The sequence below is a fragment of the Lacibacter sp. genome, from assembly GCF_035299325.1.
GTDB lineage: Bacteria > Bacteroidota > Bacteroidia > Chitinophagales > Chitinophagaceae > Lacibacter.
Genome location: NZ_DATGWT010000010.1, coordinates 21,646 through 46,203 on the forward strand (window position 1 = coordinate 21,646; position 24,558 = coordinate 46,203).

The 24,558-nt window shown below is 39.6% G+C and carries 24 protein-coding genes; 11 read left to right on the top strand and 13 right to left on the bottom strand.

The window, feature by feature from the left end; all coding sequences use genetic code 11:
- Positions 1-74: 74 nt before the first annotated feature.
- From rplI to VK159_RS07225, 7 genes are all read right to left on the bottom strand, one after another.
- Positions 75-524, bottom strand: coding sequence for a 50S ribosomal protein L9 (gene rplI / locus VK159_RS07195; protein WP_324229454.1), 450 nt, complete (start codon positions 522-524; stop codon positions 75-77).
- A 91-nt stretch (positions 525-615) separates the two neighbouring features.
- The gene (gene rpsR, locus VK159_RS07200; RefSeq protein WP_182804347.1) at positions 616-879 is read right to left on the bottom strand and encodes a 30S ribosomal protein S18; all 264 of its coding nucleotides are present in this window, start codon (positions 877-879) and stop codon (positions 616-618) included.
- Between the two features lie 3 nt (positions 880-882).
- Positions 883-1,236 (bottom strand): 30S ribosomal protein S6, encoded by a 354-nt coding sequence (gene rpsF, locus VK159_RS07205; RefSeq protein ID WP_324229455.1) that lies wholly within the window; start codon positions 1,234-1,236, stop codon positions 883-885.
- Between the two features lie 268 nt (positions 1,237-1,504).
- Positions 1,505-6,157 (bottom strand): choice-of-anchor J domain-containing protein, encoded by a 4,653-nt coding sequence (locus VK159_RS07210; RefSeq protein ID WP_324229456.1) that lies wholly within the window; start codon positions 6,155-6,157, stop codon positions 1,505-1,507.
- 147 nt (positions 6,158-6,304) lie between these two features.
- Positions 6,305-6,988, bottom strand: a complete 684-nt coding sequence (locus tag VK159_RS07215) for a class I SAM-dependent methyltransferase (protein WP_324229457.1) — start codon at positions 6,986-6,988, stop codon at positions 6,305-6,307.
- Positions 6,985-8,688 (bottom strand): single-stranded-DNA-specific exonuclease RecJ, encoded by a 1,704-nt coding sequence (gene recJ / locus VK159_RS07220; protein WP_324229458.1) that lies wholly within the window; start codon positions 8,686-8,688, stop codon positions 6,985-6,987. The genes VK159_RS07215 and recJ overlap by 4 nt, the downstream gene beginning before the upstream one ends.
- A gap of 2 nt (positions 8,689-8,690) precedes the next feature.
- On the bottom strand, positions 8,691-9,662 hold the full coding sequence (locus tag VK159_RS07225; RefSeq protein WP_324229459.1) for a polyprenyl synthetase family protein: 972 nt from the start codon (positions 9,660-9,662) through the stop codon (positions 8,691-8,693).
- 186 nt (positions 9,663-9,848) lie between these two features.
- Here VK159_RS07225 and VK159_RS07230 point away from each other — a divergent pair, with 186 nt between their 5' ends.
- The 7 genes from VK159_RS07230 (at position 9,849) to VK159_RS07260 (ending at position 16,124) form a co-directional block, all read left to right on the top strand.
- The gene (locus VK159_RS07230) at positions 9,849-11,528 is read left to right on the top strand and encodes an OmpA family protein (RefSeq protein WP_324229460.1); all 1,680 of its coding nucleotides are present in this window, start codon (positions 9,849-9,851) and stop codon (positions 11,526-11,528) included.
- A gap of 137 nt (positions 11,529-11,665) precedes the next feature.
- Positions 11,666-12,496 carry an outer membrane protein assembly factor BamD gene (locus VK159_RS07235; protein ID WP_324229461.1) on the top strand — a complete coding sequence of 277 codons (831 nt, stop codon included), beginning with the start codon at positions 11,666-11,668 and terminating at the stop codon, positions 12,494-12,496.
- The gene (locus tag VK159_RS07240; RefSeq protein WP_129130186.1) at positions 12,471-12,812 is read left to right on the top strand and encodes a DNA-directed RNA polymerase subunit omega; all 342 of its coding nucleotides are present in this window, start codon (positions 12,471-12,473) and stop codon (positions 12,810-12,812) included. Before VK159_RS07235 ends, VK159_RS07240 begins: the two co-directional genes overlap by 26 nt.
- Positions 12,813-12,850: 38 nt before the next feature.
- Complete coding sequence (coaBC, locus tag VK159_RS07245) at positions 12,851-14,104, top strand: bifunctional phosphopantothenoylcysteine decarboxylase/phosphopantothenate--cysteine ligase CoaBC (RefSeq protein WP_324229462.1); 1,254 nt, start codon at positions 12,851-12,853, stop codon at positions 14,102-14,104.
- The gene (locus VK159_RS07250) at positions 14,097-15,017 is read left to right on the top strand and encodes a DUF4835 family protein (RefSeq protein WP_324229463.1); all 921 of its coding nucleotides are present in this window, start codon (positions 14,097-14,099) and stop codon (positions 15,015-15,017) included. The genes coaBC and VK159_RS07250 overlap by 8 nt, the downstream gene beginning before the upstream one ends.
- Positions 15,014-15,424, top strand: coding sequence for a DUF4296 domain-containing protein (locus VK159_RS07255; protein ID WP_324229464.1), 411 nt, complete (start codon positions 15,014-15,016; stop codon positions 15,422-15,424). Before VK159_RS07250 ends, VK159_RS07255 begins: the two co-directional genes overlap by 4 nt.
- The gene (locus tag VK159_RS07260) at positions 15,411-16,124 is read left to right on the top strand and encodes a hypothetical protein (protein WP_324229465.1); all 714 of its coding nucleotides are present in this window, start codon (positions 15,411-15,413) and stop codon (positions 16,122-16,124) included. The genes VK159_RS07255 and VK159_RS07260 overlap by 14 nt, the downstream gene beginning before the upstream one ends.
- Here VK159_RS07260 and VK159_RS07265 read toward each other — a convergent pair.
- The 4 genes from VK159_RS07265 to VK159_RS07280 are packed head-to-tail and all read right to left on the bottom strand — an operon-like array spanning position 16,121 to position 18,736.
- The gene (locus VK159_RS07265) at positions 16,121-16,771 is read right to left on the bottom strand and encodes a response regulator transcription factor (RefSeq protein WP_324229466.1); all 651 of its coding nucleotides are present in this window, start codon (positions 16,769-16,771) and stop codon (positions 16,121-16,123) included. The genes VK159_RS07260 and VK159_RS07265 overlap by 4 nt on opposite strands.
- Before the next feature lie 35 nt (positions 16,772-16,806).
- Positions 16,807-17,631 (bottom strand): sensor histidine kinase, encoded by an 825-nt coding sequence (locus VK159_RS07270; protein WP_324229467.1) that lies wholly within the window; start codon positions 17,629-17,631, stop codon positions 16,807-16,809.
- Positions 17,632-17,663: 32 nt separating this feature from the next.
- Positions 17,664-18,329 (bottom strand): hypothetical protein, encoded by a 666-nt coding sequence (locus VK159_RS07275; protein ID WP_324229468.1) that lies wholly within the window; start codon positions 18,327-18,329, stop codon positions 17,664-17,666.
- A gap of 59 nt (positions 18,330-18,388) precedes the next feature.
- The gene (locus tag VK159_RS07280; protein WP_324229469.1) at positions 18,389-18,736 is read right to left on the bottom strand and encodes a hypothetical protein; all 348 of its coding nucleotides are present in this window, start codon (positions 18,734-18,736) and stop codon (positions 18,389-18,391) included.
- A gap of 597 nt (positions 18,737-19,333) precedes the next feature.
- Between VK159_RS07280 and VK159_RS07285 the strand changes: the two genes are divergently transcribed.
- The 4 genes from VK159_RS07285 (at position 19,334) to VK159_RS07300 (ending at position 23,062) form a co-directional block, all read left to right on the top strand.
- Positions 19,334-19,993: a response regulator transcription factor gene (locus VK159_RS07285; RefSeq protein ID WP_324229470.1), complete on the top strand. Its 660-nt coding sequence runs from the start codon at positions 19,334-19,336 to the stop codon at positions 19,991-19,993.
- Positions 19,994-20,114: 121 nt separating this feature from the next.
- Complete coding sequence (locus tag VK159_RS07290; RefSeq protein WP_182806566.1) at positions 20,115-20,798, top strand: response regulator transcription factor; 684 nt, start codon at positions 20,115-20,117, stop codon at positions 20,796-20,798.
- A 77-nt stretch (positions 20,799-20,875) separates the two neighbouring features.
- Positions 20,876-21,721 carry an aminotransferase class IV gene (locus tag VK159_RS07295; protein ID WP_324229471.1) on the top strand — a complete coding sequence of 282 codons (846 nt, stop codon included), beginning with the start codon at positions 20,876-20,878 and terminating at the stop codon, positions 21,719-21,721.
- Positions 21,722-21,751: 30 nt separating this feature from the next.
- Entirely contained in the window at positions 21,752-23,062 is a 1,311-nt protein-coding gene (locus VK159_RS07300; protein ID WP_324229472.1) for a deoxyribodipyrimidine photo-lyase, read from the top strand.
- Position 23,063: 1 nt separating this feature from the next.
- Here the strand turns inward: VK159_RS07300 and VK159_RS07305 are convergent, their stop codons facing one another.
- Together VK159_RS07305 and mqnB are read right to left on the bottom strand one after the other, a co-directional pair.
- Positions 23,064-23,882, bottom strand: coding sequence for a 1,4-dihydroxy-6-naphthoate synthase (locus tag VK159_RS07305; RefSeq protein WP_324229473.1), 819 nt, complete (start codon positions 23,880-23,882; stop codon positions 23,064-23,066).
- A gap of 10 nt (positions 23,883-23,892) precedes the next feature.
- Positions 23,893-24,549 carry a futalosine hydrolase gene (gene mqnB, locus VK159_RS07310; RefSeq protein WP_324229474.1) on the bottom strand — a complete coding sequence of 219 codons (657 nt, stop codon included), beginning with the start codon at positions 24,547-24,549 and terminating at the stop codon, positions 23,893-23,895.
- Positions 24,550-24,558 lie beyond the last annotated feature (9 nt).

Sequence of the window (24,558 nt, forward strand, 5' to 3'; positions counted from 1 at the left end):
CGATGAGATTGATAGCATGAAAATAAAAAAGTCCTGCTTAAAAAGCAGGACTCATTATTTCGATCAAAAAGAAATTAAGCTTCAGCTACAACTTCAATTTCAATTTCAGCTTCGTTACCGTTAGCAAAATCAACTTTTGCTTTGTGAGTACCGAGCTCTTTTACTTCTTCCAACAGGTGGATCTTGCGACGGTCGATCTCGTAACCTTTTTGTTCACGGATTGCACGTGCGATCATAACGGTTGTAACGCTACCGAAGATCTTACCACTTGTACCAGTTTTAGCAGAAAGCTTAACAGGAGCTTCAGTAAGTTTTGCAATTACCGACTTGATTTCAGCCAACATTGCATCTTCTTTCTTCTTCTGCACTTTTAAACGTTCAGCTAATTGCTTTACATTTGAAGGAGAAGCTTCAACAGCGAATTTCTGAGGGATCAAAAAGTTACGAGCGTAACCGTTCTTAACTTTAACCACCTCGTTCTTGCCGCCGAGTGTGTTTACATCCTGAATTAAAATAACTTCCATTGTTTTGTTTTTAGTTTCCGTAACCCAGTCGGCTTTGGCTGACTGTCCTCCCTGCTTTTGCAGAGGTTAGGGAAAGGTTCACTAATTGTTTTTATTTTAAAAGATCAGTTACATAAGGAAGCAATGCCATTTGACGTGCTTTCTTAATTGCATCTGATAATTTACGTTGGTACTTAAGAGAGTTGCCAGTTAAACGACGGGGAAGGATCTTACCCTGTTCGTTCAAAAACTTTTTCAGGAACTCAACATCTTTGTAATCGATGTAACGGATACCATACTTTTTGAAGCGGCAATATTTTTTGCGTGGCTTCTCGGTCTTAATCGCCGTCAGGTATTTAATTTCATTTTTTGCCATGACTTATGCCTCCGCTTTTAAGTTGCCAGTAGGAACGCCATTCTTCTTTTTGTCATTGTACTCAACGGCGTATTTGTCGAGTGCAGTGTACATGTGACGGAGCACCTGCTCATCACGGTGGAGTTGTACATTCAGCTTAGCATTGAAATCTGAAGCTGCTTTGTACTCAATTACCCAGTAAATACCGGTTGTTTTTTTCTCGATTGGATAGGCGAGAGATTTTAAACCCCAGGGATTGCTGTGCACCACTTCGCCGCCATTAGCTGCGAGTAAATCGGTGTAGCGTTTTTGTGCTGCCTTAAATTCATCTTCAGACAGAACCGGGGTAAAAATCACCATCATTTCGTAATTGTTCATTACTGTTTGTGATTTAAAATTAATAATTGGGTTTGCCCATTGGACTCCGACCGTTAAAGCCAGAGAATCTGCCAATACAGATTTGGGGCTGCAAAGGTAGGGGAAAGAGGCCAAAGATGGCGCAGGAGAAGCCGATTATTTTAGCCTGAAATCCTTTGCTGGCAAAGATCGGCTGAAAGAATTGGTTTTGAATGTGTTTTCCGGTAATCTGTAACAAAATAAGCGTCCCGATAGAGTCGGGACGCTTTACAAGTTATGAATAGAAAGATCAGAGCTTCAGGAGTTTGATCACTTTTCGATCAGTTCCCTGGGTGATCTCGGCAAAATAGATCCCGGAATGGAATCCTTCACCGATGGTGAGTCTTTGGGTTGGGCTGATGTTGTTGCGCTGTTCCAGCACACGACCCTGAATGTCCAGCACCCGTAAATTGATGGTTCCGGTTTGTTCAGCCTTAATGAGCAAGGTAAACTCAACCGCTGAGGGGTTTGGTAATACCTGTATAGACAGCTTGCTAACTGCTGCACCCGTCAATCTTGCCGAAGCCGTTGGAGCTGTTACAGTACAACCACCTAACATGTCGCCATGTGCTAAATGATCAACTACATCTGCCTGACTAATGCTGATCGACTGCTGATTTTTATGACAGATCGTAACCTTATCGAGTTTTTTACCACTTCTGATATCCAATACTTCAATTGATTTTTCAGCATTTGCCTGGCAACCATTTGCATCGGTTACAGTAACCGTGTAAGTTGTTTCTGTTGTTGGACTTACTGTAGCTGTTGATGTGGTTGCGCCACTTGACCAGCTATAACTGTAAGCTGGTGAACCGCCACTTGCATTTGCTGTCAATGTAAGCGATGAAGCAGGTGTATAACCAATGTAAACTGTATTAGCCAATGTGCCTGTTGGTAATGCATATGCATCGGGAATAGTAACAGTTGGATTGGTATTGATGACTACCGTAGTGCTGCAAGTTGCCTGGTTACCCCAGCTGTCAGTTGCTGTCCATACAATAACACTTGTACCGATGTTGAATGTGCCGCTTGCATCATTACCTGTACCGTTACGTTCAGTTGATCCGGTAATTGTGTATGCATAAGTGAGTGCATCTCCACAATCATCCGTTGCAACAAAAACAGGAACAGAATAACTGTTTGAAGTTGCAGCGCAGAATTTTACTTCAGCAGTGCAGGTGGTTACCGCAGGTGCTGTTGTGTTGTTGAAACGGTAACGGCTGAATACAGGATAGTGATCTGATGTTGTAGAACCGTAATTGCTCACAAGCGATGTAACATCAGTGAGAATTTTTGCACTTGATGGAAGATAGTTGGTAACCAACTCATTTGAAATGGTTACGTGATCGATCACATCGTCATAGCTCACCGTTGATTTCTTACCCGCTAAACTTAACGGCAATGTTACAGGTGTGAAGTTTTCTGTATCGTTAGTGAAGATGGAATATGATGTGATTGTAAATCCATCAGTGATTGATTCATCCAGATCATCGTTATAATCGCCAAGCATAATGATGTTGTCATTTGCATTGTTCTGTTGTAACGTGTAATGCAATGTATCGGCACCACGTTTTCTCCTGTTGTAGGATGTTGCAGTGGGTGCTGTGTTTGCTTTTGCATGAACCAATACAAATTTCACAGGCTTGGTTACACAATTGAGCGTAACATCTGCACTCATCATAAATGGAAAACGTCCGCTTGCCCAATAATCGTAAGCAGGGTTTGTAATATCCGCTGCAGAGTTAATACCTGCAGATAACAATGCAGTTGTAGTTACATTACTCAACACCGATGTTTTATAAATGAATGCCAGCTTTTGTGCAGTTGCCAATGCTGAAGGAGGGTTTATACTTGTATTAGTATGTGATCCGTAGTTGCTGATCACATAAGTATAACCGGGCATTTGATCTACCACCGCTTTCAATCTTTCTTCACTTACTATTTCTGTAACAGCATACACATCTGCATTAAGATTACTAAGAATGGTTTTTACATTCTGTTCCTGTTGCGCATCATTAGTTGGGCCATTACCTGTGCTGCCAAACCATTCAATGTTCCAGTTCACTACTTCAAGTGTGGTAACAGGATCAATACTTGTTCCTCCGAGGTTAACTGTTTGAGAAATATCTCCGGTTGAAATTGAAATATTGCCTATAAAATCCTGGTTGTTTTGCGTTGGTGCAAAACGAACATAAACTGTTTTCGAGATATTGTTTGCTTCTGCTACGGTATATGTAATGGACGAGCTGAAACTAATGCCATCTTTTGATAATGCAAATGCTCCGGTTGATGTTAATGTGATATCATTCGTTAGATCATTTCCGATAAAGTTGAATGTTTTAGTTGCAGTTGTTCCGCTTGCAGCAAATGCAAACTGAACATCAGTTGTACTTACAGTTAAACTTGGCGGCGGTGGCACAGGTGAATTGCCAAGGCTGATATCATCCAATGTCCAACGGGCACCTTCATCTTCATCAGAATAATAAACAAAGGCAAAATGTACATTGCTTCCTTTGAATGCAGAGAGATTGATATTTTCTGACAAGGTCCAAACGTTTGAAGTTTGTGATGGGAACTTGCCATTAATATCAGTCCATGTTGCCAAAGAAGGATCGCCACTTACATAGTCAGTTGAAACTTTTAATTGTAGCGGTTGACCATTGAACGCAGTGCGACTCCAGAATGAAAGCAAAGGATAGTTCGTTGCTGTTAAATTAAATGAAGGCGAGATCAACCAATCTGTATTCAACACATTTGTACCTCCGGAAAAACCATTGATCTGTACGCCGCTTGGGAAAGCAGTTGTGCCTGCCGGAGCATTTGGATCACGACCAAAAGTTGTACATGCCCATACAATACTTCCAATCTGGCTGTATTGTGTAAAGCCATCACTCAGGCCCGCTGTGCAGTTCTGGAGATTTGCAACATAAATATTGATACCTGTTGTAAATGCCCAGGTACTGTTGCCGGTGATACCAGCAAAAGGATTGCCTTCAAGATCAGCAATAGCACCTGCAGAAATTTCAAGGTAATATTGCGTGTTCACCTGGAGATTATTAAGTGTAACACTTAACGTGCGTGCTGCAAGTATTGCATCTGCTACATTGATCGTTTGTACAATGCTGTTATCACTTGTTTTCTTTAACACAATCGTTCCGGTTCCTTTCACCACATCTTCATTGAATGTAACAGATGCAGAAAGATTAACTGGTGTGTTTGTTGTTCCGTTTGCAGGAACCAATGTTGTTACTGTTGGAGGAATAAGATCAACAGGGTTTGCTTCAATAGTGAAATCGTCGATAGCAAGACCATGATCAGAACCAATGTGATCAATGTCTTCCCAACGTATCATGAATTCTGCATTAGAAGGAATGTTCAGATCACGAATCGTATAAACAATATCTGCAGAATTTGCATCGGCATTTCCAATTAATGCTGTTGCTGTACTTCCGGTAACCGGACTTGTAAAATCAAGTGACGGTACAGCAATCCATGAACCTGCCGTTAATGAAGTAATGGCTGAGTTACTTGTTTGGTAAGCAAAATTCACTTTGTTTGTACTTGTGTTACCTCCATTGCGCCATTGCTCACCGGTGTAAATAATTTTCAATTTGGTAATTGTTGTACCGGTGTTATTTTTAAAACGTGCACCGTAGTAAACAGTGCCGGTGCTGCCAGATCCAACAGAACCCAATGCTCTGTCTGTGTTCGACGCTTCACCAAAGCTATAAAGTGCTCCGCTATTCGAGACACCCGTGCCGGAATTGTAGGTTGAACGTGAAGAATACCAACCTTCAATAGTTGTGTTATTGGTCCATGTTAAACCTGTGCCGGTATTTGCAAGTGAGTTGAAGTTTTGCGAATAAGTTGAAGAGAGAAGAATGCCGGGGGCAACATCATCGTCAATTAAATTGATCGCTGCAACTGCGGTATTAATTGTTGCAGAGCCCGAAACGTTTGTTATCGTCAGTTGAATTGTTTCTGTTGGTTCTACTTCATTATCGTTCAAAACCGGCAATGTTACAGTTGCAGATGAAGTACCGGCAGCAATAATAACAGTGCCTGCTTGTGTATTAGAATAATCAGCATCTACCGTTGCAGTTCCCGCCAGCGTATAGTTGACAGTAATGCCACCTGCAGGAGCGGGAGAGCTGGAGCTGATTGTAAACGTGCCGCTGGTTGCCGGCTCGGCAGCATTTAAACCAGCAGCAACAGAAACCGTTGTGCCAGGTGTGCTTGCGCCCGCTGTTACAGTAAGGTTATCAATGCTGATCTTTGGTCTTGATCCTGTTGTTCCACCACTTCCGTTATGATAGTAGAAGCGAAGTCTTGCATTTGCATTGTTATTAAATGCATCTGGCAGATTAACTAATGTAATGCTTCCTGACGTAAGAGTGTTATTGGTAAAGTTGAGAACTTGTGCCGTTGTTAACTCAGAGAATGAAGTTCCGTTCGTGCTGTAATAAACACGTAAAGATCCTTTCCTGTCGCCTGTTCCATTATTAACAGATGCCCAATCGAAACTTAACGTGCCTGCATCAACACCGGTGAAGTCCATAAAAAAATCAACAGCTGCAGAGGTTGTATTATCTGTTGTTCCTGTAGATAACAGGTTTAACGTACCTGTCCCTTTTTGTACACCACCTGAAGAACCCGTAACAAATGTTGCAGTTGAAGTTGTGATGCGCACGCCATCAGGAATTGTTCCTGTTGCATTCACAGCCACAGAGCCAAATCTGTTTGCTCCAATGCCAGATGCAAATGCATTTGTCCAATTGGCGATATCAGCAAAGTTTTCGGTGTAAGACTGGCCCGGTTGCGAAGCCATGGGCACAGGAGTTTGTGAAAATGTTTTGTTGAAACATAGAATGCCTAACAACAAAACCAGTTGAAGTTTTCTCATTGCTTTAGTTTACGTTACTTAAAAAATGTGGAAGATTACAGGAAAAGGATCGGATTAATCGGCAGGATTTGGAAGATTAAATGTAAGGCCTATCAACGGGTTTGCGCTAAAAAACCGGATGAAATATTTATTAACAATAGATCATGCTCAGCCCTGTGGCTTCTTTTTCGAAAGAATAGTTCCTTCCAGGAAATTATATTTTTTGATGCGGTACAAAACATCGTAACCATCTGCAAAAAACAACTCTTCATGCCGGGGGCTGCAATAAAGCACATAAAACTCACGTGGATATTGTTGCAGGGAGCTGTTGATTTTCCGGATGATGTTTTTCATCAACACATCGTCAAACGGATTAAATAAAAACAAAGTGCTTACATCTTTACTGATCTCCAGCGTGCTGATGTCACTCCATGATAATTCATAGTGAATGGAAGGAAAACGTTTTTTTGTAAGAGAAAGATTTTTTTCCGCCTTTTCTATCAATTGTTTTGCAAAATCAATTCCATACAATTTTGTAAATCCATAAGCAGCAGCTACACACAATGCTCTTCCTTTGCCGCAACCAATATCTAAAAAGGTGCCTTGTCTGGCATTTTCAGGAAGATGATCAAGCACATGTTCAATGGTGAAATAATTCACAGGCATGTATTCAGTGGCATGTGACAATTGATTTCCTTTGATCTGAAATTCTGCAAGATCGTTGGCTGAAGTACTGTTGATGCCGTATTTTTTTTCGCCTTTTATTTCCTGTCTCAAAGTAAAGAAGCCAATCCTGATGCCCCAGTTTGAAGCGATGTATAAGAAGTACTTTATGTGTTGAAGTAGTTTCAATCAGTAGATGGTCTGATGTCAATGACTTTTAATTGCAGGCTTACAGCTCCGTTCCATTCATTTTCATCAATGGTATAAACAACATCAAATGCACCTTGTTGTACCACCGGAAATAAATGAGCTGCACGAAAGAAAATACCTGTTAAAACCGTATCGTTTTGTTTAACCACCAAGCGAAGGTGTTGATCTTTTACAATTTTGCTGTAACCGTTATCACGCACTTTTTTGGAAACAAAAACGGGCCGCATGTTATCCGGCCCAAATGGCTCCATTTGTTTGATAATATTATAAAGCCCGGGTTTGATATCTGCCAGTTGCAACTCTTCGTCAATAATAATTTCAGGAATAAGTTGCTCGTCTTTGATTGTACGGCTTACTTCTTTTTCAAATGCTGCTGCAAATGCATCGATATTCTCGGGCATTAATGTAAGACCTGCTGCTGCAAAGTGGCCACCATATCCCAGTAAATGTTCACGGCATGCGTGAATAGCTTCATATAAATTAAATCCATTTACACTTCTTGCACTACCAGCCGCATAGTCGCCACTTTGCGTGAGTACAATTGTTGGACGATAATAGTGCTCTGTTAATCTTGACGCAACAATGCCGACAACGCCTTTATGCCAATGCGATTGATATAGTACAGTTGATTTTTTTGTTTTCAGTTGTTCGTTACCGTTAATGATCGCAAGGGCTTCTTCAGTGATGGACATGTCAGCCTCTTTACGTTCATCATTATCGGCATGCAGCATTTCCGCAAAGGTTAATGCTTCTTCATAAGTTGATGCAATAAACATTTGCACAGCTTTGCGTGCATCGTCCATTCGTCCGGCAGCATTTACTCTTGGAGCAATCAAAAACACTAAGTTGGTGATATGCATAGTTGTTTTTACACCACTCAAAAACATCAATGCCTTTATACCATTTGATGGTTGTTCATTCACACACTTCAAACCGTGAAAAGCAAGTATCCTGTTTTCACCTGTCATTGGAACAATGTCTGCTGCTATAGCTGTTGCAACAAGATCAAGGTAGCGATACACATGTTCATCATCAAGGTTCAGTGTTTGTGCCAGTGCAGTAATAAGTTTAAATCCTACACCACAACCACATAATTCTTTGTAGGGGTAAGCACAATCTTTTTGTTTTGGATTAAGGATGGCAATGGCAGCTGGTACTTCAGCATCGGGCAAGTGATGATCACACACAATAAAATCAACGCCCAACTCTTTTGCATAAGCAATTAACTCAACTGATTTAATACCACAGTCGAGCGAAACTATTAAGCTAAATCCATTTGCTTTTGCGAAATCAATTCCTTGTTTCGAAACCCCATAGCCTTCACGGTAACGGTGAGGTATATAAAAATCTAAAAACGCTGGATCATATACTGAACAGAGAAATTGATACATGCAGGCAACACTGGTTGTACCATCAACATCATAATCTCCAAATACAAGAATTTTTTCGTTTTTGTTAAATGCATGCAGTAGTCTGTCAACTGCTTTCTGCATGTCTTTCATTAACCAGGGATCATGAAGTTCGCTCAATTGCGGCCGGAAGTATTGTTTCGCTTTTTCAAATGTATCAAAGCCCCTTTGCACAAGAATACTGCAGAGTACGGCATGGATCTTGAGCTCTTGTGCAAGTGCATCAATCCGTTGAGTATCTCTTTTTAAAAAGGTCCATCGTTTCTGCATGCTTAATATTTTCTATCGGTGGTATATCTTACCAATGCTTCAAGTCCGTCTCTTATTTCATTTTGTGGAAATTGATGAAGAATGCTGATCGCTTCATCACGATAGCGATTCATGGTTTCAGCAGCATAGGTAATACCACCGGCTTTAATTACTTCATCAATGATATATTGTACATTTTTCTTCTGCCTGTTTTCGTTTTTGAGAAGATAGATTAATTCTTTTTTCTTGGCAGCATCTGCATTGTTCAACGTATAAATGAGAGGAAGTGTCAGTTTTTTTTCTTTGATGTCGTTCCCGGTTGGTTTGCCAATTGAAGCACTGCCATAATCAAACAGATCATCTTTGATCTGGAAAGCAATACCCGCTTTTTCGCCAAACAATTTCATCTGTTCCGTTTTTTCAGCATCCATTGTAGTAGACCATGTGCCTGCAGCACACGCAGATGACAGGAGCGAAGCTGTTTTATTTTTGATGATCTCAAAGTAAACTTCTTCACTAAGATTCAGTTTTCTGGTCTTTTCTATTTGAAGCAATTCACCTTCGCTCATTTTTTCAACTGCTTCCGATAATATCTTTAACGTGGTGAAATCGTCGTTTTTCAGGGAAAGTAACAAGCCTTTCGATAACAAATAATCACCGACTAAAACGGCGATCTTATTTTTCCACAGCGCATTAATGGAGAAAAACCCCCTTCGCTCCATCGATTCATCAACCACGTCGTCATGGACAAGGGTGGCGGTATGTAATAATTCGACAAGGGCGGCTGCACGGTGAGTACTTTCTGTAATAGGGCCAAACAATTTTGCACTCAGAAACACAAACATGGGTCTTACCTGCTTCCCTTTCCGCTTGATAATATACTGCATGATCCGATCGAGCAGGGACACCCTACTTTTAACAGCTTGGCGGAATTTTTCTTCAAAAGCCTGTAATTCGTCTTTGACCAATAATTGAATGGAGGAGGAAGCACTCATGGGTCGGCAAATTACATTAATTGAACATCTTTCACATAATTTGGATAGAATGCAGCTATATTTGTGCGAAATAGGTCTTATATGACTATCTGATTGTAAATAAATTGCAAAAAATTTGCTTTTTAAACTGTGATCTCTATTTTTGCATTAATCATCAGGAATTTTCGAAACTTAATTACAACAACTATGGCAAGCAAAAAGTACACCCTTCTTATAGGGGCCCTATGTTTTATTTTAACAAATCTTACCGCTCAGAGCTACGATTGGAAAGACTCCTCTCTGATTCCTAAAAAGTCTCAAGCTCAACACAACGAATTTTTACAGAACCAACAACCTTTTCCGGCAAAACCTCGTAATCAGTGGGAAATTGGCTTAAGCGTTGGTAATGTTCTGGTAGCCGGAGACGTTACACCTGTTATTCCTCAAATTGGTTGGGGCGCACATGTACGTAAAGCTTTCGGTTATATTTTTTCTGCAAGACTGCAATATGCAGGTGGTATCGCAAAAGGTTTAAACTGGACTCCTGCATTTAACTATGCAAAGAATCCGGCTTGGGCTTCAAGCTATGTTGCTCCTGTAAATACACAGTGGCCTAACGCACCAATTCCGGGTCAAATTCCAGGTCAGTTATATCAAGTTAGCAGCGTTGACCCTACTCAGGCGTATCCTTTTGGACCTGAACAAGGAGATCCTGTTTACTACAATTTCAGAACTGTATCTCACCAATTGGCTTTGCAAGGTATCATCACCTTGAACAATATTCGTTTCCACAAGTCAAAAACCAGCTTTATCATCTATGGTCTTGGTGGTATTGGCGGTATGGTTTACGAAACAAAAATTGATGCTGAAAATGCAAATGGTGGAACATATGCAGCAGACTTTGCAGCTATCTATGCAAAATACGAGGTTGCTAATAAGAACAGGGGTGATATCCGTCGTGATTTAAAAGCAGCAATGGATAAAAAATACGAAAGTGTTGCCGACGGTCATCAATTACGTCGTCCCAAGTTATTTGACATGACTTTCCGCCCAATGGTACAAGTTGGTGCTGGTTTAGCTTTCAAAGTAGGTAAGCGTTTCAGCATTGGTGTTGAAGAAGTATTGACTATCGTTAAAGACGATCTTCTCGATGGACAACGCTGGCAAGAGCATTCTTTCGGTGATGCTTCTTTAACTCGTGATTTTGACAACTGGCATTATACAAATATTAATTTCAATTATAGCCTTGGTGCTAAATCAGTTGAGCCTCTCTGGTGGTTAAATCCATTGGATTATGCTTACAACGAATTGAATGCTCCACGTCACATGAAGCTTCCAAAACCAGTTTTGGATGATGCTGATGGTGATGGTGTAACTGATCAGTTCGATAACGAACCAAACACTCCAGCTGGTTGCCCGGTTGATACTCATGGTGTTGCCCGTGATACTGATGGTGACGGTGTTCCTGATTGTAAGGATAAGGAATTGATCACTCCAACTCAGTGTCAGCCAGTAGATGCTGACGGTGTTGGTAAGTGTCCAGATCCTGAGTGTTGCAAAAATATTGTAGCTGCTCCTCCTGCTTGTAACCTGGTTGATCTTCCAAGCATCAATTTCGGTGGCAACTCCAGCTCATTGAGCGCAGAAGGTAAAGCACTGGTTGGTAGCGTAGCTACTTCACTCCGTGGTAATCCAGAATGTAAATTGATCGTTTGCGGTAGCGCTGCTAAGAGCAAATCAGGTCAGGCATTAGGTCAGAAGCGTGTTGACGCTATCGTTAAATACCTGGTAGAAGTACAAGGTATCAGCGCTGACCGTGTGGTTGCTCAGTACGACTGTCATGAAGGTGATCCTTCAGTAGTTGAACTCCGTGCAGAAAAGAAATAAGTTGATATAGACTAATTGCTTATAAAGCCCTCCGGTCATCCGGGGGGCTTTTCTTTAGGAAAAGATTAACCGGGACTTTCCCTTTCAGAAAAAGGATAGGCCTAATTTGCCTGAAAATCTTAACTTTGCTGGCTTTTATGAATTTGATTATCCGTCTTGTATTTTTCGTGGTTGTTATCGGCTCACTCGCAGGGTGTAATAAAAAGACTATTACAAATATCCTCAAGAGTAAAGACGTGGAGTATAAGCTTGGTATGGCAGAGCAATACTATGCCAACAAGAAATACAGTAAGGCACAGATTCTTTACGAAGATCTGTTCCCCTTATTAAGGAACGATCCACGCTTTGAAGATCTTTATTATAAGTACGCTTACTGTGGCTTCTATCAGAAGGACTACCTGAGTGCAGAAAATCTTTTTAAAGGTTTCCTGGAAGTATTTCCCAAAAGCCAAAAAGCAGCTGAGGTTGATTATATGAGAGCGTATTGTTATTATAAACAATCGCCCGGTGTAGATCTGGATCAAACAACTACCCAGAAAGCAATAGGTTCAATGCAGGCTCATCTTAATAACTATCCAGAGTCTTCAAAAGCCGAAGATGCCAGGAAAATTATTGACGAATGTTATGCAAAGCTTGAAGAGAAGGAATATAAAAGTGCCGAACTCTATTATAACGTAGGTTCACACAGAGCAGCAGCAATTACCTTCACAAACTTACTGAATAGCTATCCTGAGTCGAAAAGAGCAGACGAGTATAAGCTGATGATCATTAAATCTTATTATCAGTACGCTCAAATGAGTATTGAGGAAAAGCAGAAAGAACGTTTTCAAAAGGTGGTAGAAGAGTACTATGATTTTGTTGATCGTTTCCCTGAGAGCAAGCTTTTAAAAGACGCAGAAAAATATTTTAATCTTTCTTCAAATAATTTAAAACCAAATAAAAATGAGCAGACTGATACGAAAAGTTAGCGCCAACACCAGCAATGTTGTTGAAACAAAAAATGTGGCTGACTTGAAGGCGAAAACAGGTAATTTATATGAATCAATTGCTGTGATTGCTAAACGTGCCAACCAGATCAATATTTCCTTAAAGGAAGAATTGCATAATAAACTGGAAGAGTTTGCAAGTCATACCGATAGTCTCGAAGAAATTCACGAGAATAAAGAACAGATTGAAATCTCAAAGGCTTACGAAAGAATGCCGAACCCTGCTTTGCTTGCAACGCAGGAATTTGTAGATGATAAAGTATATCATCGCAGAGCTGAGAATGATCTGTTCTCTTAATTCATACTTGAATAAATGATTTAAATGGCGGTCAATGTATGACCGCCATTCCTGTTTTTTTATTGAATATTTTACTCTATTTTCATTTTCAGATGAAGTTACAGGGAAAGAAAATTGTTTTAGGAATTACGGGCAGTATTGCTGCCTATAAATCCATTTTGCTGGTGCGTTTGCTGGTTAAGGAAGGTGCTGACGTAAAAGTAATACTCACTCCTTCTGCAAAAGATTTTGTATCCCCACTTGTGCTATCAACACTATCAAAGAACAATGTACTTGTCGATCTGTTTGATGAGAACAGCTGGGCAAACCATGTTGAACTTGGACGCTGGGCCGATCTGATGTTAATTGCTCCATTAAGCTGCAACACCTTGGCTAAAATGGCAAATGGAATGTGCGATAATCTTTTATTGGCTGTTTATCTATCAGCAACATGTCCGGTGATGATTGCTCCGGCAATGGATGAGGACATGTGGAAACACCCGGCAACAAAGAGGAATATCACCACACTTCAGTCTTATGGCAATCATCTCATCCCTGTTGAAGCAGGAGAGCTTGCAAGTGGGCTTGTTGGCGAGGGGCGAATGGCCGAGCCTGAAAGTATCATGCACACAGTAGAAGGTTTTTTTTTGACCGGCTCTGAATTTAAAGACCATAAAGTTTTGGTAACAGCTGGCCCAACTTACGAAGCAATTGATCCGGTAAGATTTATTGGCAATCATTCAAGTGGTAAAATGGGTATTGCGATAGCAGAGGAACTGGCTATGCGTGGCGCAAATGTGGTTTTGGTTTTGGGTCCATCATCTCAACAAATAACACGTAGTTCTATCAAGTTAATACGGGTAATGAGTGCGGAAGAGATGTATCAAAAAAGTATAGAGCATTTCCCCGATTCTCAACTGGCAATCATGTCTGCGGCAGTTGCTGATTATACTCCTGTACAAACTGCAGCTGAAAAGATAAAGAAGAACGAGGGCAATATGCAAATTGAATTGAAAAAGACAAAGGACATACTTGCATCTTTGGGCGATATGAAAAAGCCTGATCAGTATTTGGTAGGCTTTGCTCTTGAAACAACCAATGAAAAGGAATATGCTTTGGGTAAGCTAAGCTCAAAGAATGCAGATATGATCGTGCTGAATTCACTGAACGATGCAGGTGCCGGGTTTGGTGGTGATACAAATAAAATCACCATATTCGACAAGAACAAACAGGAATATTCGTTTACAGTAAAGACGAAGAAAGAAGTTGCAAAGGATATTGTGGACACCATAAAAAAATTGATGCATGCATAAAGGCTTATTCCTTTTACTATTTTGCTTTTTATCATGGTTCAGTAATGCGCAGGAGCTGAATGCAAGAGTTCGTGTGGTAGATAATCAAATCCCAACAACGATCGACAGAAAAATATTTCGTACGCTTGAAGCTTCTCTCACCACTTTTCTAAACAACCGTCGATGGTCTGCAGATAATTTCAAACAGAACGAAAAGATCAACTGCCAGATCCTTATTAATCTTGAAGGTATGGGTGAGCCAAATGTTTTTTCGGCAAGTATAACCATCCAGGCTGCACGTCCGGTTTATTCAACCTCATATGTATCGCCAATCATCAACTTTAAAGATCCCAACTTCGATTTTAAATACATAGAATCGCAGCCGATGGAGTTTAATGAGAATCGTATATCAGGCTCAGATCCGTTGGTTTCAAATCTAACAGCTGTTATGGCATATTATGCTTACATCATTGTTGGATTTGATTATGAATCGTTCTCTTTGCGTGGTGGTAATCCATATTTTCAAAAAGCGCTCAATATCGTTAACAATGCTCCTGATGCCAGTAAAATATCAGGATGGAAATCGTTTGAAAATAATAATCGAAACAGGTATTGGCTTACTGAAAACCTGATCAATAACCGTTATACTGTAATCCATGATGTCTATTATAATTACTACAGAAAGGGAATGGATTATTTGTATGAAAACGAAGCAGGTGCAAGAACGGAAGTAATGAACTCGTTGGCATACCTCGATAACCTGAACAGGGAAACGCCTAACTTAATGATCGTGCAATTTTTTATGTTAGGCAAGGCTGATGAACTGATCAATCTCTTTAAAAAAGCGCCACCGCAGGAAAAAGCAAAAGTGATTGAGATATTAAGCCGGCTTGATGTCACCAATTCGAATAAATATAAACAGGAACTTCGATGAGAGTAATGCTGTTAATGCTTTGTGTATTTGCTGTAGTTGCCTGCTCCGAAACCAAAAAGCCACCGGCAAATGTTCTTGGACCTGAGAAATTTCAAAACATACTAACTGATGTAATGCTGGCAGATGCATTGTCTACTGAAAGGTCATTTAAAGACACATCATTGAAAATTAAAGATGCAAATGCTGCGTATTTTTTAAAAGTGTTCGAAATACACGGAGTTACTAAGAATGAGTTTATGCGGAGCTATAATTTTTATCTGAGTCGCCCCGATCTTCTTCGGGTTATTTCCGATTCAGTTTCCGCAGTACTTAACAGAGAAAATCTTAAATTAACGACCGATACCGTTAAACCTAAGCCAAATGGTAATAACAGCCCGAAAATTAGAATCAGAGATGGGAATAAATAGTGAGATCGCTCACTATTTTGCCAACGAACGGAAAGTGCCAGCTGAAAATGCTTATTGGAAAAATAAACGTATCTATATTTCATTTGGTTTTGGCTTTCAGGCAATTCCATTCATGTTTGACCTTGTACATAAATGTGGTATCTCAACTGATGTTTTGCTGCAAGATGACCACGTAACATTAATGGAGAAAGGTTTTGATAAAGTGGGCCGATACGAAAGCAATGAAATTTCATTTTCAGAATTTCTTACAGAGTGCAAAGTTTTGTTGAATGGGAAAGTAAAACAGCAACATTTGGCGGCAGATCTTTTTGCTTTATTTTCAGGAAAGGAAACCTCTTATTTTGAGTTTGAGACGAAACATAAAGCACTTGCACGGTCAGACAGCTTTCTTTTTACATTAGTTGATCTTGATGTTTCTGATGAATGGGTAAGGTCTTTTTTGCCAACCTGGTATTCTTTAGCAAGGCCTGTTTTATTACTCGATGATTTCAAGGATCTCGAAGATGATCGAAAAAATGGCGATGAGAATATGATCATTGAGCTTGGAGACAACGGTGAGGCTGTAAAAAAAGCTTATGACTTCGGTATGAAAGATTTAGAAATACTTGGTAAAGTGAACCCTAAACTGTCGAAGTATATTGAAGAGTTTTTTCAGAAATCACTTTTGCAGGAACATATACGATCAATGCTCGTTGCTTAATCAATCAGTGAATTTTTCATTGCAAAGAAAACAAGCCCAACAGAATTCTTAACTCCAAAACGTTCCATTAAACGGTCTTTAATTGCTTCCACAGTTCTTGCGCTGATCTCCATTTCTTTGGCAATTTCCTGCGCAGTGTATTCCATACACAAAAGGCGTATCACCTGTTTTTCCTTGTCTGAGATCTGAATTTCGCTATTAAGAGTAGGAATAGATTTAACCTTATTGTGCGATTTTTTGAGAAGTATTCTGTTTACAAAATTATTGAGGTAATATCCCTTTGTAAATACTTCAAAGATAGCTTTTTTTATTTCAGAAGGATCGGAGCTTTTTAAGAGATACCCGTTTGCCCCATTTTCCATCAAATGGGTTACAAAGCGTTCATCTTCATACATTGTAAGAACCAGCACATGCATGTTGGGATAAAGCTTATTCACGGCCTTTGTTGTTTCAATTCCATCTTTGCCGGGCATACGTAAATCCATCAGAATTACATCGGGTTGGGCTTCGGCCAAACCTGCTAATAATTCTTCTCCGTTTTCTGCTTCAAGAACAAATCTGATGTTAGTATACGACCTCAGAGAAAGAATCACTCCTTTCCGGAAAATCTGGTGGTCATCTGCTATTGCAACTTTAATCTGGTTCATAAGATCAAGGATTGTAAAGTTAATGTTTTCCGTTGTTATAACATCGCTTCAATAGGGATCTCGATCGTTACTTTATAATACGTGTTAGAAGGATCCTTTTCAAACAGAATTTTCGAGTTCAATATTTTTACCCTGCTATAGATGTTTTTCAACCCCATGCCTTGTGGAGTATCCCGCAGTTTTTCATATTCGGTTTGTGTTAATCCTTCACCATCATGATGCATACGGATATAAATATACTGATCTGTTTTGTTTTGAGTTAAATGAATAAAGCTTGAGTGGCTATGCTTGATCGTATTGTTTACCAATTCCTGTAATACCCTGAAGATGGATAATTCATACTCCAGCTTTAACCGGCGCTTATAATCATGAAATCTTGCACTTGCACTGATCGATCCGCTGCCATTGATCTTTTGAAACATATCATTTACAGCACTCTCCAGGCCGAAGTTCTTCAATGTGGGGGGAATGAGGCTGTGAGACATATTCCTTATCAACTGAATGGTGTCATCAATAATTTGTTTGGCATTATAAATGCTTTGCAATTGTGTGCCTTGATCCTGGTGAATGAGGTTTTCATTCAGGTATAAGCGAACAGTTGCCAGAAGCGGGCCGGCATCGTCGTGCAGATCTGCAGCAATGCGTTGTCGTTCTTCCTCCTGACTTTGAATAGAAGCTTGCAGCATCATCTGTTGCTGTTCTTCCTGCATTTTTTTCATGCGTAGTTGGAAATAAATCACCTTACGCTGATGAAAAACAATAAACACAATTAAGCCGATAGCCAGCAACAACATCCCGAATGTGCCGAAGTACACAACATAGGTTACGTTGGTTGAATTTGTGGCTTGTAAAAAAAACATTTGTAGTGGCAGTGGTTTTGGTTAGTGTTCGTTTAGGTTAGGGATAAATGGCTGTCTGTTAAAGGTTGCTTATCCGGTTTTATGACAAAGGCAATTGAAAATAGCAAATTCCTGATGATAAAAATCAAAGCATGTATAATGATATACTGATTTTCAAAAACCTCCGATTGTTTAATGATGTTGTTATACCAAAATATGAAAAATGTACCTGCTGTAAATACCAGAAAACCTACAATTGCCCAAAAAGAACTTTGGGTATAAATGAACATTGTTTTTGGGAAACGTATTTGTTCAAAAAAATACAACAAACAAAAAAGTAGGATGAAAACTGTATTAACTGTTGTGAAAATTGAAGTAATCGTAGATGTTGTTTCAAAAAGAAAGGGAATAAATTGAAGGATGGCGTAAGTAATCGTACAAACTAAAGTTACTTTTTTATTTATCGGTCCAACTAATACTTGCTGAAAAAAGAAATAAATAAAAATCAGATAGGTTAATGGGTTAAAAAAGCTAATTAATTTAACGACTTCGGGGTGCTCGGTTTTAGCACCAATGATAAATGCAGCCTGCTGTAAAATCGAAAATAGTACAAATAAAAAAACTACCCAGTTTTCTCTACTTTGGCTTCTTTTACGAAGAAAAAAGAGAAAACAGGGTAGTAATAATGAAAGTCTTGCTATTGTTTCTAAAAACTCCAAATATTAGTTTTGGAGTCAAATATAATGAAGTTTAAAGACTTGTTTAAACTCACGATAAATTACCAGCCAGCTGTTTTAAATGTCTGATCGCTTACCAAACCTTCTTCGGTTTCCAATTCGCCAGTAACTTTTACAACATTGTAGTTTAAGATTGGGTTCATGTTGCTGTCAACACCAACCAAGATTGCCTGACGGATGCCTTGCTCGTTATAGCCGGGAACAATTGTGATACCTGCACAACCAGGTTGAGCAAGGATCTTTTCAATCATTTCTCTTCCCATTGTATTAGCATAGTGCTGCTCAGGGTGTTTGTCGAAAAAGCGTTTTGCCATTTCCTCACCAGCTTCAAAGCCAATGTGCTTACCAATGGTTTCGACTTGTGGTTTTTGAAGTAATTCTTTTTGCATAGTTGTAGGTTTAAGAAGTGAAGTTTAAGAATGTAAATTTTCAAAATTTGAGCGCCTATGCAAGAGCCTTCGATGTGAATAAGTAGTAGAAAGTGTCATAAATTGCATTGAACCAATACTTTATATCTGATAATTCAGAAAATAAGTAATTAGACTAAAGCAATATTACGATAGTTTTTGCGTAAAATTACTATTTGAAAAATGGGAAATTAACGTGAATAAACGAAGGATAAAGCGCAAGTAGTAGTACGGTGTGAAAAAAATGTGCATAAGTGAAAACACTTAGTAACCGTACGTTTTGCAGATTCTGAAAAACGGTGCTTTGGTTTGCGGTATGGTGTGAACTACGTTCAATAATTTTTTGCAGTGTAGATCCTATACCTGAAACAAATGTACATTCTCTTAAGTAAGTGTGCAAGCGTACAAGTAACCGTTCTTATTTTAGTGGAGAATACCATTGGAATGGCAAATCCCCTACCTTCTTTTGCATACCTTACTTGAAAATTTCGAAGTTTAAACCCATTTTTGAATCTAGTATTCTTTGAAGTATGAAAACTCTGGAGTATTTTGCAGAAACCTCAAAAACCACAATATCCCATGTCTGTTGATTCTAACATTAAGTTCGCCATAGCCGACGATCATAAAATCTTTCGTGATGGCATTAAAATGGCACTCGGCGGCAGACCTCACCTAAAATTAATTTGGGAAGCTGAAGATGGTAAAGATTTGATGCATAAGCTCACCATCAAAAAGCCCGACATCCTTTTAATGGATATCCGCATGCCCGAGCTAGATGGAATAAATGCTCTTCAGCTAATCAGGAAAGAATATGAAGAAGTGAAAATTGTTGTACTCAGTATGTATGATGATCAGCAAATGGTGAGTAAAATGATGGAGATGGGGGCAAACGCATACCTCACAAAAACCACAGACCCCAATGAAATTTACGATGCAATCCTCACATGTATGAACGAGGATTTTTATTTTAACGAGCTGGTAAACCAGGCCGTATTGCTGAAACTGAATTACAAAAAAACGGTAAAACAGTTTTATCCTAACTCTACAAAATTCTCAGAAAAGGAATTACAGATTCTAAAATTACTCTCGGAAGACAAAACTACGGAGGAGATATCAAAGATCGTTTTCCTTAGCCCACGTACTATTGAAACGATTCGGCAGAACATGAAAAACCGGGTTGGCGCTAAAACAATTGCCGGGCTTATTGTGTACGGAATGCGAAACCGGTTAATCGAATAAGACCGTAAAAACCACAATTTTAAAGTCAGGTACTACTACCTGTGAAAATGACCAAAAAATTTAACAACTTGCACTCAGATAAATAGTATTCTGTCTTTAACATACATATCCTATGTACACAATGAAAACCGTAAAACCAGCCGACTCGACAACTGACTTAATCAAAGTAGCTATCACAGACGATCACGTGCTGTATCGTGCCGGTGTTAAAACAGCATTGGGCATGAAAAAGGATATTCAGGTGATCTTTGAAGCCGATAACGGCATGCATCTGTTGAACATGCTCAAGTCAATTCAGCCCGATGTTATCTTGCTTGATGTACAAATGCCCATTATGGATGGCATTGCCACACTCCCCGAAGTAAAGAAGCTTTATCCAGATATTAAGATCATCATGCTTACCATGCATGATGAGCATACCATGATCACCCGTTTAATGGAGCTTGGTGCAAATTCATACTTAACCAAGAATTCAGATAGTGAAGTGATCTATGAAGCGATCAAAACCTGCCATGAACAGGAATATTTCTTCAACACACTTACCAACAAAGCATTGATTGACGGTCTGAAAATGAAACGTCAGGGCGACGCAATGATGGGGCATGACGTGAAATTGAACGATAAAGAAATCAATATCCTCCGTTTGATGTGTGAGGAAAAGAGTACGAAAGAGATTGCTGATATCGTTGATCTGAGTCCACGTACAGTTGAAGCCATTCGTGATAAACTCAAATCGAAAATTGGGGCCAGATCTACAGCCGGATTAATTCTCTACGCTGTAAAACATAATATCATCGAAGGATAAGATACTTTCAACCAAAACCAACCGCACAGGCGATACTGAAAAGTGTCGCCTCTTTTTTTGTTTTACTTTCGCTTTGCATGTCACTTTACTATAGCCTTGATCAGAAGATTTTTGCAGAAGATGAACTGCGTATTCACCCTGACAACCGTTCCTTTCGTTACGGTGAAGGATTGTTTGAAACCATCCGTTTAAATAAAGGAAAGATTCCGTTATGGAGCTTGCATTGGAAACGCCTGAGCGAATCGTTGTCCAAATTGTATTTTGAATTACCTCTGCATTTTAACGAAGCAGAATTGAAGGAAGAGATTCTGCGTGTGGCAAAGCGAAATCATTGTGTGGATGCTGCAAGAGTGCGGATTACCTTTTTTAAAGGAGAAGGTGGCATTTGGGAAAGGCCAAGTTCTTCGTTCCATTGCTTAGTGCAATGCTGGCCATTGGAGAAAAAGGAATTCAGCATGAATGAAAACGGGTTGGACATTGGCTTGTTTGAAGCCGGAAGAAAATCATGCGACAGTTTCTCCAATCTTAAAACCAATAATTATCTGCTGTATGCTTTGGCAGCACAATATGCAAAAGCTGAAAAACTAAATGAATGTTTGGTGCTCAACCAGCATGGTCGTATATGCGATGCCACCATTGCCAATGTGTTTTTCAGTAAGGATGGGATGATTCATACTCCAGGTCTTAAAGAAGGATGCGTCAATGGGGTGATGCGTAGTTTCCTCCTTGAACAACTTCGTAATGCAGGATTCCAGCTAAAAGAAGGGGCTTATTTGCCCGATGAAATTGCTGCAGCCGATGAGATTTTCTTAAGCAATGCCATGTATGGTTTGCGATGGGTAAAACTATGGGGCGACAGAACTTATCAGTTTCAGCAGGCCTCCACTATTTTCAATCGCTTCATTTCTCCCTTATTTCCGTAAACATTCTGCTGGCAGGATCGTTATAAGCACATGGCAAAACAGAAAGTAAATATCTGCTGGTTCAGGAGGGATCTCCGGTTACATGATAACGCAGCTTTATATCATGCATTGAAAGATGGTTTGCCTGTTGTGCCCATTTTTGTTTTTGATAAAGCAATCCTGGATAAACTGGAAGATAAAACTGACCGCCGTGTTGAATTTATTCATCATGCCATTACAGATATACAAGAGCAACTGCAAAGTATGGGCAGCAGCATGGAAGTGTCTTATGGTTTTCCGCTCGATGTGTTTGCAAAGCTGCTTGAAAAATATTCAATCAATAAAGTATTCACCAATCATGATTATGAGCCGTATGCCCAAATAAGAGATGCAGCCATTCAGCATCAACTAAATGATGCAGGTGTTTCGTTTCATACTTTTAAAGACCAGGTTATTTTTGAAAAAGATGAAGTGCTCAAAGATGATGGGAAACCTTATACGGTCTTTACTCCTTACAGCCGCAAATGGAAAGCCAAAATCAATGATTTTTATTTGAAGAGTTATCCGGTGGAGGAGTACGCAACGAATTTTTTCAAACAATCACCGGCAGCGATCCCTTCATTAAAGGAAATGGGTTTTGAAGCTGTTGGATTGCCATTTCCATCTGCTGAAACAAGGAAAGAAATTATCAAAAAGTATAAAGAGCAAAGGGATTTTCCTGCGATAGATGGAACAAGCAGATTGAGTGTGCATTTACGTTTTGGCACAATCAGTATTCGTGACCTTGCAAGAGAAGCACAAGGATTAAGTGAAGGATTTTTGAATGAACTGATCTGGCGTGATTTCTATCATATGATCCTTTGGCATTTCCCACAGGTAGGAGAGGGAAAAGCATTCAAGAAAGAATATGACTTTATTGAATGGCGGCACGATGAAAATGATTTTCAAAAATGGTGCGATGGACAAACAGGTTATCCTATTGTTGATGCCGGAATGCGTGAACTCAACGCAACGGGCTTTATGCACAATCGAGTACGCATGATCGTTGCATCATTTCTCACCAAACATTTACTACTAGATTGGCGATGGGGTGAAGCATACTTTGCTAAAAAATTGTTGGACTTTGATTTGGCTGCCAACAACGGTGGCTGGCAATGGGCGGCAGGTAGCGGTTGTGATGCAGCGCCTTATTTCCGCATCTTTAATCCTTATTTGCAAACGCAGAAATTTGATCCCAAACTGGAATATATACGAAAGTGGGTTCCGGAGTTTGAAGGTTTTGATTATGTAAAACCGATCGTGCAACATGAATTTGCTCGTAAACGTTGTCTCGAGGTGTACAGCAAAGCATTGAAGAAATAGATCAGGAATGTTGTGTGGCTGCTTGCAGCATTTGTTCTACTGCCTGCATACCATCTTCACCTAAATCAAGCGAGTAATTATTTACATACAGATCAATGTGCTGGAGCATCACCTCTTCACTCATCTCCTGTGAATGTTGTTTTACATAATCTGCTATGAGCGGATAATTGCTGAATGCATACTCCAGGCTTTTACGGATCAATCGATTAACCTTCTGCTGCAGCACAACATCAATTCGTTGATGTGCAACAATACCACCTAACGGAATCGGATAGCCGGTTGTTGTTTCCCAATATTCACCCAGGTCCATCAGCTTATGCAATCCTTTCTGCTGATAAGTGAAACGGTTTTCATGAATGATCACACCCATGTCAACTTTACCACTCAATACAGCTTCTTCAATTTCATGAAAGACCATGAACTGTTTTTGTTTTGCGTTGGGAAATGCTTGTGAAAACAAAAAATGAGCTGTAGTATTTGTGCCGGGTATTGCAATGATTGAATCATTCACCAATTGCTGAAGTTCTTCAACCTTCGTACTCCCTGCATTGTTCTTCGTAATTAATAGGGGTCCCACACCTTTGCCCAATGCACCGCCGCTCTTTAATAAATTATATTGATGACGAATGAGCGGATAAACACCGTAGCTGATCTTTGAAAAATCAAGTTTGCCCTGCTTTGCCCATTCATTCAAAGTTTGCACATCTTCCAACTGCACATCAAACAATAAACCTTCCGTATCAATTTTGCCATTCACCAACGCATCAAAAATAAACGTGTCGTTGGGACAAGGCGAAAAGCCAAGTGTGTAAGTTGTCATGAATTACTATTTATAAACCTTCAACCAAACGAATCAATTCTTTATTCAGGTTCTGCACGGCTTCTTTCAACTTCCATTTTTGTTTGTTACGTTCGCCCACATAATTTGAAATACTTCTGATCTGCACAAACGGAATATTTTCTTTCATACAAACGAGATGCAATGCAGCACCTTCCATATTCTCGATCTTCGCTTTGTATTTTGTTTGATAAAGTTTGGCTGTTTTTTTGGCAGATGTAATCTGATTCACTGTAACACTTCCCACCAATGGCAATTTTGTACGTTCCATCAACACGGTAAACGGATTCACCAGCTTTTTTTGTTTGAAAGGAAATTCATTGGCGGATAACAGTTTTAAATCAAACACATCTTTATAACCATCTTTTTCATGCACTCCTAAATCAGCTAAAGATTCCTGTTTTACTACAACCACATCACCCAAACTCAATGATCGGTCAAACGCTCCTGCAATACCAGCCATGATAACGATATCTGGCTTTTTTACCTGTAAATGCTTCATCAACGCATAGGTGGTATTGATAGAACCAACGCCTGTAACCAGGAAATCGAGCTGTAAATCAATATAATCCAGCTTATTAGTGGTGCGGCAATGTTGAATAAAGGGTTTGATTTCCAATACGGTGGCTGAAACAACTAAACAATTCATGGGGCAAAT

Bases quoted from the DNA above. Each gene is read 5' to 3' on its own strand.
- VK159_RS07265 (WP_324229466.1), bottom strand. From the start codon at position 16,771: ATGAACCAGATTAAAGTTGCAATAGCAGATGACCACCAGATTTTCCGG.
- VK159_RS07235 (WP_324229461.1), top strand. From the start codon at position 11,666: ATGAATTTGATTATCCGTCTTGTATTTTTCGTGGTTGTTATCGGCTCA.
- VK159_RS07295 (WP_324229471.1), top strand. From the start codon at position 20,876: ATGTCACTTTACTATAGCCTTGATCAGAAGATTTTTGCAGAAGATGAA.
- VK159_RS07255 (WP_324229464.1), top strand. From the start codon at position 15,014: ATGAGAGTAATGCTGTTAATGCTTTGTGTATTTGCTGTAGTTGCCTGC.
- recJ (WP_324229458.1), bottom strand. From the start codon at position 8,688: ATGCAGAAACGATGGACCTTTTTAAAAAGAGATACTCAACGGATTGAT.
- VK159_RS07230 (WP_324229460.1), top strand. From the start codon at position 9,849: ATGGCAAGCAAAAAGTACACCCTTCTTATAGGGGCCCTATGTTTTATT.
- VK159_RS07210 (WP_324229456.1), bottom strand. From the start codon at position 6,157: ATGAGAAAACTTCAACTGGTTTTGTTGTTAGGCATTCTATGTTTCAAC.
- rplI (WP_324229454.1), bottom strand. From the start codon at position 524: ATGGAAGTTATTTTAATTCAGGATGTAAACACACTCGGCGGCAAGAAC.
- mqnB (WP_324229474.1), bottom strand. From the start codon at position 24,549: ATGAATTGTTTAGTTGTTTCAGCCACCGTATTGGAAATCAAACCCTTT.
- rpsF (WP_324229455.1), bottom strand. From the start codon at position 1,236: ATGAACAATTACGAAATGATGGTGATTTTTACCCCGGTTCTGTCTGAA.
- VK159_RS07225 (WP_324229459.1), bottom strand. From the start codon at position 9,662: ATGAGTGCTTCCTCCTCCATTCAATTATTGGTCAAAGACGAATTACAG.
- VK159_RS07270 (WP_324229467.1), bottom strand. From the start codon at position 17,631: ATGTTTTTTTTACAAGCCACAAATTCAACCAACGTAACCTATGTTGTG.
- VK159_RS07260 (WP_324229465.1), top strand. From the start codon at position 15,411: ATGGGAATAAATAGTGAGATCGCTCACTATTTTGCCAACGAACGGAAA.
- coaBC (WP_324229462.1), top strand. From the start codon at position 12,851: ATGACCGCCATTCCTGTTTTTTTATTGAATATTTTACTCTATTTTCAT.
- VK159_RS07305 (WP_324229473.1), bottom strand. From the start codon at position 23,882: ATGACAACTTACACACTTGGCTTTTCGCCTTGTCCCAACGACACGTTT.
- VK159_RS07280 (WP_324229469.1), bottom strand. From the start codon at position 18,736: ATGCAAAAAGAATTACTTCAAAAACCACAAGTCGAAACCATTGGTAAG.
- VK159_RS07285 (WP_324229470.1), top strand. From the start codon at position 19,334: ATGTCTGTTGATTCTAACATTAAGTTCGCCATAGCCGACGATCATAAA.
- VK159_RS07290 (WP_182806566.1), top strand. From the start codon at position 20,115: ATGAAAACCGTAAAACCAGCCGACTCGACAACTGACTTAATCAAAGTA.
- VK159_RS07240 (WP_129130186.1), top strand. From the start codon at position 12,471: ATGAGCAGACTGATACGAAAAGTTAGCGCCAACACCAGCAATGTTGTT.
- rpsR (WP_182804347.1), bottom strand. From the start codon at position 879: ATGGCAAAAAATGAAATTAAATACCTGACGGCGATTAAGACCGAGAAG.
- VK159_RS07250 (WP_324229463.1), top strand. From the start codon at position 14,097: ATGCATAAAGGCTTATTCCTTTTACTATTTTGCTTTTTATCATGGTTC.
- VK159_RS07300 (WP_324229472.1), top strand. From the start codon at position 21,752: ATGGCAAAACAGAAAGTAAATATCTGCTGGTTCAGGAGGGATCTCCGG.